General features: G+C 65.8%; 10 protein-coding genes. 1 reads left to right on the top strand and 9 read right to left on the bottom strand.

Features of this window, described 5'->3' with window-relative positions; genetic code table 11:
* Positions 1–157: 157 nt before the first annotated feature.
* The 3 genes from VN634_10900 to VN634_10890 are packed head-to-tail and all read right to left on the bottom strand — an operon-like array spanning position 158 to position 2,002.
* On the bottom strand, positions 158–628 hold the full coding sequence (locus VN634_10900) for a hypothetical protein (GenBank protein ID HXC51383.1): 471 nt from the start codon (positions 626–628) through the stop codon (positions 158–160).
* Positions 616–1,689 carry a glycosyltransferase family 2 protein gene (locus tag VN634_10895; GenBank protein HXC51382.1) on the bottom strand — a complete coding sequence of 358 codons (1,074 nt, stop codon included), beginning with the start codon at positions 1,687–1,689 and terminating at the stop codon, positions 616–618. Before VN634_10895 ends, VN634_10900 begins: the two co-directional genes overlap by 13 nt.
* A gap of 34 nt (positions 1,690–1,723) precedes the next feature.
* The gene (locus VN634_10890) at positions 1,724–2,002 is read right to left on the bottom strand and encodes a pyrimidine/purine nucleoside phosphorylase (GenBank protein HXC51381.1); all 279 of its coding nucleotides are present in this window, start codon (positions 2,000–2,002) and stop codon (positions 1,724–1,726) included.
* Positions 2,003–2,179: 177 nt separating this feature from the next.
* On the opposite strand from VN634_10890, the gene VN634_10885 reads away from it, so the two are divergent.
* Entirely contained in the window at positions 2,180–3,322 is a 1,143-nt protein-coding gene (locus tag VN634_10885) for a phosphoserine transaminase (protein HXC51380.1), read from the top strand.
* Positions 3,323–3,379: 57 nt separating this feature from the next.
* Here the strand turns inward: VN634_10885 and VN634_10880 are convergent, their stop codons facing one another.
* The 6 genes from VN634_10880 to VN634_10855 all read right to left on the bottom strand — a co-directional run bounded on the left by VN634_10880 (position 3,380) and on the right by VN634_10855 (position 12,064).
* Complete coding sequence (locus VN634_10880) at positions 3,380–4,648, bottom strand: spherulation-specific family 4 protein (protein HXC51379.1); 1,269 nt, start codon at positions 4,646–4,648, stop codon at positions 3,380–3,382.
* A 171-nt stretch (positions 4,649–4,819) separates the two neighbouring features.
* On the bottom strand, positions 4,820–6,151 hold the full coding sequence (locus VN634_10875) for a hypothetical protein (GenBank protein ID HXC51378.1): 1,332 nt from the start codon (positions 6,149–6,151) through the stop codon (positions 4,820–4,822).
* A gap of 722 nt (positions 6,152–6,873) precedes the next feature.
* Positions 6,874–7,926, bottom strand: coding sequence for a phosphotransferase (locus VN634_10870; GenBank protein HXC51377.1), 1,053 nt, complete (start codon positions 7,924–7,926; stop codon positions 6,874–6,876).
* A gap of 42 nt (positions 7,927–7,968) precedes the next feature.
* Positions 7,969–9,975 (bottom strand): molecular chaperone DnaK, encoded by a 2,007-nt coding sequence (dnaK, locus tag VN634_10865; GenBank protein HXC51376.1) that lies wholly within the window; start codon positions 9,973–9,975, stop codon positions 7,969–7,971.
* Positions 9,976–10,133: 158 nt separating this feature from the next.
* Positions 10,134–10,712, bottom strand: coding sequence for a J domain-containing protein (locus tag VN634_10860; GenBank protein HXC51375.1), 579 nt, complete (start codon positions 10,710–10,712; stop codon positions 10,134–10,136).
* Positions 10,713–10,804: 92 nt separating this feature from the next.
* Complete coding sequence (locus tag VN634_10855) at positions 10,805–12,064, bottom strand: aminotransferase class III-fold pyridoxal phosphate-dependent enzyme (GenBank protein HXC51374.1); 1,260 nt, start codon at positions 12,062–12,064, stop codon at positions 10,805–10,807.
* Positions 12,065–12,072: the final 8 nt, after the last annotated feature.

Below are 12,072 nucleotides of genomic sequence, written 5' to 3'. Positions count from 1 at the left end.
CGCGACGACGGCCCCAACAAGGCCATTCGAAGCGCAAGCGTGCGTACCAGTCCGTCAAAGACCAGTGACTACGTATTCAGGATGCGTGAAGAACCGAGCGCGTGCAGAACGCCGGCCGCGCGACAGCCGGGATCAGATCGTAAGGGTCGTCAGATCATCAGATCGTCGCGATGACGGTTTCCTGATCCTTGCCGAACACCTGGGGGTTGAGCTTCATCCAGGCCAGCAGGTGACGCTCGGCCGTCTCGGACGGCTCTTCTTCGAGCATCGCGATGCGATCGCCGTCGAACGTGATCCGTTCGGATCCTTCGATCATCAGGTCGGCGGCGCCTTCGATGTGAAACGTCATGACCCAGCTTCGCAGCACGCGGTTCTCGTCGACCTCCGGGCCGCTGGTCGTGACCACGCGGCGCCAGTTGCAGCGCCGCGGAAGCGCGTCGAGCTCTTTCTGGAGGCGGCGGAAAACCTTCTCGCGTCCTTTCGTGCGCCGCCCGGCCGCGCCGTACGTCTGATAAACCGCGTCTTCGGTGAAGTATCGCTCGAGCCGCGACCAGCGGTCATCGACGTAGGTCTTCTCGAAGTCGGCCTCGTACGCCTTGTACAGCTCGAGCAGATTCATGATGCGCACAATGGCTTCGTGTCCGTGCCGATGGAAGAGCGGTGCATGCCACTGGTGTCATAAAATTTTCGGGCACGAGCCGCGCCGGGGTGCGCGGACGCACGAGACTTTGCATGACACTCCGCACGGGCGTCCTCCCTCTCGGCCCCAGCCGGGTCGCATGGAGCCGCAGGACTCTGCGGCAACCGCCTCTGCGAACCGAACGCACTCCAGGCGCCCGCGATCGCCGCGTACCTCCCGCGCCTGAGCATCGTCGCCGTGTGGTGCAGCAGGCGCGCCGCAGCAGCGACGCGGGGAAAAGGCGCGCGCGAGTCGAGAAAACGGATCATCCCGCGGAACAGGTGATACCAGCGCTCCTCGCTCCAGCGTCCGAGGCTCGACCCTTCGCGGTGCACGACCCGGCAATCGGCCGCTGTACGAAGCGTCCAGCCGCGCTCGCGCGCACGAAAGCCGAGATCGATGTCTTCCCAGTAGAAGAAGTACGCCTCATCGAACAGTCCGATCTCGCGCAACATGTCTGCGCGCAGCAGAAGGCACGCACCGGAAAGATAGTCGCACCGGCCGCGACCCGTGCGCTCGTGTCTGGCGATTCCGGTCCAGAGGCTGACGCGGCCGCCGCCGCAGGCCTGCACGCTGCCGTCGGATTCCAGCAGAATTGCGCCGACCATTCCGCACCGGCCTTTCTCGCCGGTCACCCGAAGTCTTCCGCTGGTTTCGGCGACGGGCTCTGTGGCGGCTGCTTGCGCGGCGCGCTGCAGCCGCAGCAGTGCATCGCCGGGCAGATCGATGTCGGTGTTGAGCAGCCATACCCACTCGGCATCGAGCTCGAGCGCGCGCCGGATGCCGGCGTTGGCCGCGCGCGCGAAGCCGGCGTTGCCGGGCAGCGCGATCATTTCGTGCTGCGGATACTCGCGCTCGATCGCTGCCGCCGTACCATCCGTCGATCCGTTGTCGACGATCACGACGCTTGCCGGCGGCGGGCTCGACGAACGCAGCCTTTCCAGAAGGCGGACGACGTGCGGACCGTCGTTCCACGCGAGCACCACGGCGACGGTTCGCGCGTGCGTCATGCCGGCGGTCGCAGGCAACGGGTCAGAGAAACTGTCAGAGAAACTCGCAGAGATACGCTGCTGGCGCCGCGGCTTCGACGTCGAAGCCGCTTCGGGCAGGAACCTCGAACGACGTTCCGGTCGGATACACCCGCGAGACTTCGCCCGGCAGTCGCACGCGCAGCTCGCCGCTCAGGATCGTCATGCGCTCGGGCGTATCGGTATTGAAATGAAACGCGCCGATCCCGAATACGCCGGCCGTATAGCGGCGTCCGTTGCGCTCGAAACCGATGCTCTGAACCAGACCGTCGAAGTAGCTGTTGTGCTGAAGCATGAGCCGATCTGTAGCCGAGAATGCGTCGCGGGGCCAGTCCGGGCCGCGCCCGCCGTCATCAGCACGCGTGAAGCACACGAACAGCGTTCGGAATGTCCACATGCCGAGGCGCATTGAATCCGCACGCCGCCGAGGCCATGTAACCGGCTTACTTTTTTCCGAGAGGTTGCCATGTCGATGAAGCCCGCCACGAAGCCTGCCCGTCCGCAGTTTTCTTCCGGCCCTTGCGCCAAACGTCCCGGATGGAGCTTCGAGGCTCTCGGCGGTGCTGCCCTCGGCCGCTCGCATCGCGCGAAAGTCGGGAAGGAGAAACTCGCCGGCGTGATCGAGCGCAGCAAGTCGGTGCTCGGCATGCCGAAGGACTACCGGCTCGGCATCGTGGCCGGCTCGGACACCGGTGCGTTCGAGATGGCCATGTGGTCGCTGCTCGGAGCGCGCGGCATCGACGCAATGGCGTGGGAAAGCTTCGGCGAAGGCTGGATCACCGACATCACCAAGCAGCTGAAGCTCGAGCCGCGCATCCAGCGCGCCGACTACGGCGAGATCTGCGACCTCGCGAGCGTCAACTTCGACAACGACGTGGTCTTCACGTGGAACGGCACGACCTCGGGCGTGCGCGTCCCGAACGGCGACTGGATCCCTGCCGACCGCAAGGGACTGACGCTGTGCGATGCGACGTCCGCAGTCTTCGCGATGGATCTGGCGTGGGACAAGATCGATGTCGCGACGTGGTCCTGGCAGAAAGTGCTCGGCGGCGAAGGCGGGCACGGCATGCTCGCGCTGTCGCCGCGCGCGGTCGAGCGGCTGCAGAGCTACACGCCGCCGTGGCCGATGCCGAAGATCTTCCGCATGACGAAGAAGGGAAAGCTCGACGAGGAAATCTTCCAGGGCTCGACCATCAACACCCCGTCGATGCTGTGCGTCGAGGACGCGCTCGACTCGCTTGCATGGGCCGAGAAGATCGGCGGCATCAAGGGTCTGATCGCGCGCTCGGAGTCCAACCTTGCCGCGATCGCAGCCTGGATCGGCCAGTCGAAGACGTTCGCGTTTCTCGCTTCGGATCCGAAGGTGCGCTCGTGCACGTCGATCTGCCTCAAGATCGTCGATCCATGGTTCGAGGCGCTCGGCGGCGACGAGCGTGCCGCCGCGGTCAAGAAGATCGTCTCTCTGCTCGAGAAGGAAGGCGTCGCGTACGACATCGCCGGATACCGCGACGCACCCGCCGGACTACGGATCTGGGGCGGCGCGACCGTCGACCGCGAAGACATCGAAGCGCTTCTGCCGTGGCTCGACTGGGCGTTCGCCGAAGCGAAGGGCTGAGCCGGACCGCCGCGCTGCAGCGGAAAAGCACCGCGCGACGACGATGCCGCGGCGGCGCTACTTGCAGCGCACGCCGCTCGACGTCGCAACGCAGACCGGCTTCGGGCCCGGGAACGACGCCGTCGCGCAGCTCTCGGTCGGTTCGTCCGGCAGCAGGCCGAGCACGGCGGTCAGTGGAATCTCGTCGGCACTGACCGGGTAGGATCCGTCGCGGCCGAACACGCGGAACGTGACGGTGGTCGTCACGCCGTCGGTCTTCGTCTTGACGGTCGCCTTGAAGATCCCGTCGTCCGCAGGATCGCGATCGTCGCGATACGTCCACTTGCTGCCGCCGCCGATCCATCCGACCGACGTCATGTCGTCGTAACCTCCGCCCGGAAGCCGGATATCGACCTTCGCACCCGTCGCGTCGCCGACGACGAAGCGCAGCCCGTTTGCGACCGGATCGATCACCGGAGTCCCCGCGAGCGCGAAGCCGCCGGCAAACGTGAGCGAGTCGTCGGCCTCCGCCGAAAAGATCCCGCGCACCTGGAGCTTCGGCTTCGAAACCGGCGCCGCGCATGCTCCTTCGGTCGGCTGCACGTAGGCGAGCTCGCTCGTCCAGTACGAGCCCTGCGGCAGCGAATCCCACGGATTCGGCACCAGCGTATCCGGCGTCACGTACACATACCCCGCACCGCGCGCCTGGCTGAGCAGGACCGCCGATGGCATGTCGACCTCCGCGGTTGCGTAGACGAGATGCCAGAAATGACCCGGTTCGTAGCCCGACTCCCAGCCGAGCGGCGCGTACGACTGGTACTGCGAGTAGGATCCTTCGAAGTTGAGGATCACGTCGGCCGCCGTCACGAAACATTCCGGAGTTACTGTGCCCGGATTGATCACGGTCAGGCCGAGCCCGCCCTTGGTCTTCGTGTAGACGTCGAGGTCGGAATAATACGGCGCGCTCGCGCAGTTGTTGTCGGCTTCGTCGATGAAGATGCCGTCGACCCCGTACCAGAGATAGTACTCGTCGATCTCCGCCTTGACGTCCGCGGGGTCACGCGTGGCATAGCTCGACGTGACGTAGCCGAGGACCTTGACACCGGCCGCGCGCGTCGCCGCAACCTGCGCGGTGTAGTTCGAATCGGGCGACGCGCCCGGGCCGCTGCCCGGATTCATGATCGCAACCGAGACGACCGGCGCCGCGTCCTGCATCTGCGTCCACAACGGATCGGGATAGACCGGATAAAAATACGCGGGTACGGCGATCGACTGCGGCGCCGCGGTGACACCGCCGGCGGCGGCAAGCACAACCAGGAGTAACGGAAGAATCCTACGTACGATCATTGTCCCCCCTCCGGCGGACAAAGGTATCTGCTGCCGGACCCTCAGCGAAGCGGATACTGTCCGTTTTTGGCTCTTCGCGGGCTTCGAGGTCCCGGGCCGCGCGCAATCCGCCTGATTTCAGGCCCGACCAGGACCATCCACATCGACAAGATCCGAACACCGACGACGTCTTCACGGCGCGGACGCCATCGCCTCACGTTCGACGGCACGACATTCCCCGCGGAATGTTCGCGCGTCGGCGAGATTGCCGCGCCTCGCATCCATGAAGGCGCGGCCGAAGTCGAGGTCGGCCTGATACTGGTTGTGTGCCGCGCAGCGCAGCTCGATGTTCTCGGGCGTAGGAGGTCCGCCCATCGCGAAGGGAGCTTTGTGGTGGAACTCGATGTTGCCCGTCTCGCGGCAGCGACGTCCTCGGCCGTCTACGTAGCAGCAGCGTCCCGAGTCGCGTCGCCATACGTCGCGCCGCACCGCCGCAGGGATGGTCCGAGATCGCTGTGCTCGCTGCGAAGCAGCTGTATCGGCGGTGGGCGTTGTGGCGGGTCGATCGGTGCATTCCGCGTTCGTCGACGTGGTCGACGCCGGTCGATCGGTGCATTTTTCTTTCGTCGGCGCCGTCGACTTCGGTCGATCGGTGCAACCGGCCTTGCGTGCGAGTGTCCGGACGAGCAGCAAGTCGATCGCACAACTGATGATCGCGGCTGCGTCGCGACCAGTCGCCGACCGGCCCAGCAGATCCTGCAGCGACCGAAGCTTGTCGTGCGTGGCTTCGACTACGGTGATCTCGATCTTGTAACGGCGCGGGCTGAGCGGAACGATCGGCTTTGGCTGCGCTGACCGCGGAGCGATCGCAGCGCCGATGACCTCGGAGTGTGTGGAGGCCGGCCGATTGCCCAAGCAGCCGACGGACTCGCGGTCTGTCGAAGTGCGCTGATCGCTCGCACCGCCGACAGACTCGCGGCCTGTCGAAGCGCACCGATCGCTCGCACCGGCCCGTTCGCGACCCATCGAAGTCGCGTCCGCCGCCACCGACTCGTTCACCGCGCCCCCTGCGCGACGCCCGGGCATCGCCCGAACACGCGACGCCACATCCGCTCGCGGCGCCAGCTCGGCAACCAGCCGCTCCACCTCACGCGAGCTCTTGTGCCGGGCGCGCTCGAGCACTTGCAGGTGATTATCGGCCGTCAGATGCCTGGCCAGCAGATGGATCGCGCTGAGATGAAGCTCGCCGCGTGCGACGAGGTCGAGTATGACCGGGAAGCGGCGCGCGGTACGCGCAGCCCAGATCCGCTTGGCAGTAACCTGCTCCGACATGTGGAAGCGCTCCATGCAGAAGCTGAACATGGAGGAGCAGGCATGCCTGGCCCAGAGCTTGCGCTCGTCGATCTCGGCGATCGCGACGAGAAGCGCCGCCGTCGTACGACGGTCGCGTGCGACGAGGCACTCGAAGTGATCGAGCAGTTCCTGTTCGGAGAGTCTTGCAATGCTGTCGAAGGATGTCGTCATGACGACGCTTATAACACGGGTTTTTCAGACGTCGTTCGCCGTAAGGATGCGACCGGCCAGAGACATGCGCCTCTCGCGACAAGGCGCGAAGTCTGAGCGGCGCAACGCGCGAAGCCGCGAAAAAAGCAGAGCGCTCCGTTTCGCTTCGCTATACGCGACGTGGAGCGGCGAAAAATCGGCGTCAAGCGAAATCGACATCGCGACGACGCTTCCATAACAAAAATGGCATAGCCGGCCGTGATCCGCGCCGACCCCGCACGTATCCACGCCCGACACCGCGCGTATGATCCGACGAAACCTTTCGGATCGCCGACATTCCCCGGGGAATGTTCCTGCAGCTGACCCGTCGCCAACGCCGACATTCCCCGCGGAATGTTTCTGCAGCACGACCCGTCGCCATCGCCGACATTCCCCGCGGAATGTTCCTGCAGCATGCCCCGTCGCCATCGCCGACATTCCCCGCGGAATGCTCGTGCCCCGCGGAATGCCCGTGCAGCATTCGGCCGTGCTGCGTATCGCAACAACAAGTCCACCGCGCGTAGCGGAATCAACGCTCGACGCGAACCAGGCCACACGATCGTCCGGCGCCGTAACCTGCGGTATACGCGACGATCAATAACTCAGGCTGAAGTTTCCGACGATAATGCTGCCGCCAATCCGACGGACCCGTTTGATCAAAAAACCCGAAACAGGGGCCCACACGAATGCACGAAGACCTGCGTTCAATCTCGCGCCAGGTACTCGGCGGCCGCGTCACTCAGTACCGCGGCGAACATCGGCACCAGCATGCGCGCCGAACGGATCTCCGGGCGGCCGAGCGGCCAGCCGAGATAGCTGAGTCCGCGCGCGAGCAGCATTTCCGGCAGCAGCTCGAGCTCTTCGTCGGGGAAGGCCGTGATGCCGCGATAGCCTTCAAGATAACCTTCGAGCCCGGCGTCGAAACCGCCGCTCAGCTGCAGCGGAAACAGCGACGTCGCCATCTCGAACCCGATCCACGACCATCCGAAATCGTCGAAGTCGATGATGCGCTGGCGCGCGCCGTCGACGAGGATGTTGTCGGGGACGAGGTCGCCGTGGATCAGCCTGGTAACCGGACCGAGATCATCGAGACGGCTTCGCACGCGATCTCGCGCGCGCATGAGCACCTCGAGCTGCGGAGGCTCGAGCTCGCCGAGCTCCCAGAACCGGCCGAACGTCGGATGCTCGCCGGCGAGCGTCTCGACGTTCCACGATGGACGCGAAAACGGCTCAGGCCGCTTCCATCCCTTGGCGTGCACGTGCATGCGTGCCGCGATCGATCCGACCGATCGATAGAGCTCGCGAACCGATTCGTCGGACGCGAAGACGCCGGCTTCGAGAGTGCCCGGCGACGAGCCTTCGACCCAGTCGAGAAGATCGCACTGGCGCGGCTCGGGAACCGCGGGATGCGATGCCGTCGTAATCAGCTCGTCGCCGCGCGTTGCGATTGCGGCCGGCGCATCGACGCCTGCCGAGCCGAGCGCGCTCATCCACGCCAGCTCGCACGCGATGTCGAGATCCGAGCGGTAGCCCGGCCGGTGCACGCGAAGCACCGCGCGACGGCCGTTCGCGGCGCGGACGGCGAAGACCGCGTTCTCACGATACTTGATCGACTCGACGTGCGGATCGGGCAGATCCCAGGCGGCCAGCGCGCACGCCGCGAGCCGCTCGATGCGCGCGACCTGCTGCGGCTCGTCGAGCGCGTGGAAATCAGGGAAGGTTTCGGTTTGCTGCCCGTCGTGATCGCCGGACGTCATGGGAATACCTGAGCGCGATCGGAAAGGACGTGAGTGCGCCGGCTATCGGGCGCGCCGCGCAAGCACGGCTTCCTTGATACGCGTCGTGACCTGGCGCAGCGACAGGCGCATGCGTTCGATTTCTTCGCCCTGCGAGTCATTGCCCATCAGCGCACGCAGTGCCTGCGCGTTGCGTTCGAGATCGGCCTTGTCGGTGGCGGCGATGGAGTCGCGAACCTGGCCGAGAAGCCGTTCGGCTTCCTGAAGCGTAGCATCCGCAGCCGACGGCAGACTGCTGTCGCGGCCGTCGTGCGCAGTTCCATGCGCAGTTCCATGCGCAGTTCCATGCGCAGGTGCATGCGCAGGTGCATGCGAAGGTGCCTGCGAAGCTGCATGCGCAGGTGCATGCGAAGGCGCATGCGAAGCTGCGTGCGCAGGTGCGTGCGAAGATGCATGCGACGATGCATGCGAAGGTGCTTCGGGCTGTGCGGGAGTCTGCGCAGTAAAGTGCGCAGGCGGATCGCCCATCTCGGCGCGCGCCTTGGCGCCGCCGAGCTTCGGCTCGCTCGCAACCGCCGTACGCGCCGAGACTGAAACGGTCTGCGAACGTCCGGTTGCGCGATCGCGCGCGCTCACCTTGACCATGCCGTTGAGGTCGATCGCGAACGTCACGTCGATCTGCGGAACACCGGCGGCCTGCGCCTTGATTCCGTCGAGATCGAAACGCCCGAGCGAGTCGTTGGTGCGCGCCGTTTCGGACTCGCCCTGCACCACGTGCACCTCGACGCTGGTCTGGCCGTCGGCGGCAGTCGTGAACGTGCGCATCGATTCGGTCGGAATCGTCGTGTTGCGCGGGATGACGACGGCGGTGTGGCCGTCGTGCGTCTCGACGCCGAGCGACAGCGACGTCACGTCGAGAAGCACCAGTCCCTTGATCTCGCCGCTGAGCACTCCGGCCTGCACGGCCGCGCCGAGCGCGACGACTTCGTCGGGATTGACGGTGCGGCGAGGCTCCTTGCGGAAGAACGCGCTCACGCGCCGCTGCACGAGCGGGATCCGCGACGAGCCGCCGACGAGGACCACTTCGTCGATGTCCGTGGTCTGCCTGCCGGCGTCGGAAAGCGCCTGCACGCACGATGCGAGCGTGCGATCGACCAGATCCGACATCATCTCCTCGAGCCGCGCACGGGTCATCGAGATCTGCAGATGCTGCGGACCGCGCTCATCGGACGCGAGGAACGGCAGGTTGATGTCCGTCGACGTGCGGCTCGAAAGGTCGATCTTGGCGGCCTGCGCGGCTTCGCGCAGCCGCTGGTGGGCCGCGGCGTCGCCGTTGACGTGGATCCCCTTCTCGGCTTGGAAGTTCTCGAGCAGCCACGAGACGATGCGCGCATCGATGTCGTCGCCGCCGAGGTGCGTGTCGCCGTGGGTCGAGATCACCTCGATCACATCTTCGCCGACCGAGAGAATCGATACGTCGAACGTGCCGCCGCCGAAGTCGTAGACCGCGACGAGCTTCTCGCGGTCCTTGTCGAGCCCGTATGCGAGCGCGGCCGCGGTCGGCTCGTTGATAATGCGCCGGACGTCGAGGCCGGCGAGGCGGCCCGCCTCCTTGGTCGCCGTGCGCTGGGCGTCGTTGAAGTAGGCCGGCACCGTGATCACGGCGCCGTCGACCGGCTCGCCGAGGAAGGCCTCGGCCGATCTCTTGAGCTCGCGGAGCACGTGGGCGGAGATTTCCTCGGGACTGTACCGCGTGCTGCCGACCTCGATCAGCGCCTGGCCGCGGTCTCCGGCAACGACGTTATAGGGAACCGATTCGCGATCGGCGGCCACAGCATCGAACTGCTGGCCGACGAAACGCTTGGCCGAGAAAATCGTGCAGCGGGCGTTGGCAACCGCCTGGCGGCGGGCGACTTCGCCGACGAACACGTCGCCGTTGGCTCCGAACGCCACAACGGACGGAGTAAGGCGCGTGCCCTGCTCGCTGGCGATCAGGCGTGGTTCACGCCCGTCCCACACGGCCATCACCGAATTGGTGGTGCCGAGATCGATGCCGAGAATCTTGCCCATCCATCCCCCGGCAGCCGGCGGCCCCTCCGCCGTTTATCCGCCTGCCTCTTAAAAGCTTTCCAACCATGACGGCCGGATCGTCCCACCCGCAAGAGGTTACGGGACAAGCCGCCAGTTTACACTCCGAATCGTCCCGTCCCCGGGGCGTTCGTTCTCGATCAGGATCCGAGCCGGGCCGCGCGTCCGCCGGCGGGCAGTCCCGCCGCGATCTCTGCGCGCTCCTTGAGCCCGTTGGCGTCCAGGTATTCGACTCCTGCCGCCGTGATCGAACACCCTCCGCCATCGGTCCTGGCGATCAGCGATTTCTCGCGGAGATACCAGAAACTGAATTCAAGATGTTCGCGAGGAATTCCCAGTAAGCCCTCGATTTCATACATCGCAATCGACGGTCGCTCAGGATCGCGACGACGCTTGTTGTAGAGCAGGCTGAGGATTCCGAACCGGATCTCCTTATCCGAGCTCACTCCGCCAGAGGCCTCTTTCGCATCGAACAGCCGCCACTTGACGGCCTTGTGCTGCTGGTAGTGAACGTCGAACTGGGCGCGAAGCTCCGGATCACCGAGGACCTTATATGCCTGGAGGATCATTGTGAACCGGGTGGCATCTCCGGTCTCGTGATTGTCGGGATGAAAGCGCTGGGCGAGGATCCGGTAGACGCGCGCGACGGTATCGGGATGCGCGTTGGGGCTGATCTCCAGCACCTCGTAGAAGTCGGTAAAAGTTTCCTGCGAGCTCATTCCGGTCTCCCCAGACCCAAACACACCAACGATCGGCGGAATATGGGCCGTCGCCCGGCCCTAGTCAAAAATCCGGAAAACGTAAGCGAAATTCATTCGCAAGCGCCCCGCTCCACGTCCGCGACCGCGGCCTCGAGGCGTTCGAGAACGAGGTCGCAGGTCGCATCATCCACGAGCAGTCCCACCTTGAACTGCAAAACCGACGGCGCAAAGGCCGAAAACATCGCCCAGACGCCGCGCGGGTAAAGCGCACGCGACAGCGCCAGCCCGCCCATCTCGCCTGCCGTCTCGATCCCGATCACGAGCCCTTTCTGACGAACGCCCGCAACGAAGCGATGTCGCTCGCGAATCGTCGCCAGCCCGTCGGCGAGGCGGGCGGCCAGGCGGCGCCCGCCGGCGAGCACGTCCGGCCGCGAGCAGATGTCGAGCACCCGCGAAGCGATCCGGCATCCGGGCTCGGCGCCGCCGAACGTCGATACGTAGGCCCAGCCCTGGTCCGACAGCCACGCACCGACTGTCTTCGTCATGACGATGGCCGAGATCGGATACAGGCCGCCTGACAGTCCCTTGCCCGTGACCAGGATGTCGGGCTCGACGCCGAAGCTTTCGACTCCCCACATCTCGCCCGTGCGGCCGAGCCCGGTCTGGACCTCGTCGGCAACGTACAGGGAGCCGTACTGCTCGCAGAGGCGCTTGACGCCAGGCAGATAGCCGGCGGGCGGAACCGGAAAGCCGTACGTCGCCGGCATCGTTTCCATCAGTACCGCGGCCACGTCTCCGGCCGACAGCACCTCCTCCATCGCCGCGAGATCGTCGAACGGGACGGTCGCGAACTCGGCCGGATAGTCCGAATGAAAGTACTTCGCCATGTCGTCGCGGCCGGCTGCGGCGGCAAGACCGGTGCGTCCGTGGAACGCCGCTTCGAGCGCGACGATGCGGCGCCGCCCGGTCGCGCGCCGCGCGACGCGGATGGCGAGGTCGTTGGCCTCGCTCGCCGACGGCAGTAGCACCGAGTAGTGCAGGTCGCCGGGTGTCTTCTGCGCGAGTTTCTCGGCGAGCTCGCCACGCGCTTCGGATGGGAAGTGATGATTGCCGATGTCGAGGTCGTCGAAGCTGTCGCGCAGAAGCTCGACGAGCTCGGGCGGACGATGGCCGAGGTTGTAGGTGCCGCCGTTCAGATGGACGTCGATGAGCTCATGGCCGTCGAGGTCGCGGATGCGGTAACCGTCGCGGCTGCCGATGACGAGAGGGATGCCGATGCTCTCCCACGTCGCGACCCGGCCGGGCATCAGGTATTCGCGGCACAGCTCGATCGCGCGCCGCTTGCGCTCGGACTCCGGTTTGCCTGTCACCGCGTCTC

The sequence above is a fragment of the Candidatus Limnocylindrales bacterium genome (genome assembly GCA_035571835.1).
Lineage (GTDB): Bacteria > Desulfobacterota > Binatia > UBA1149 > CAITLU01 > DATNBU01.
Note: the sequence above shows the minus strand (reverse complement) of the source record. Positions and strands in the feature narration are given on the sequence as shown.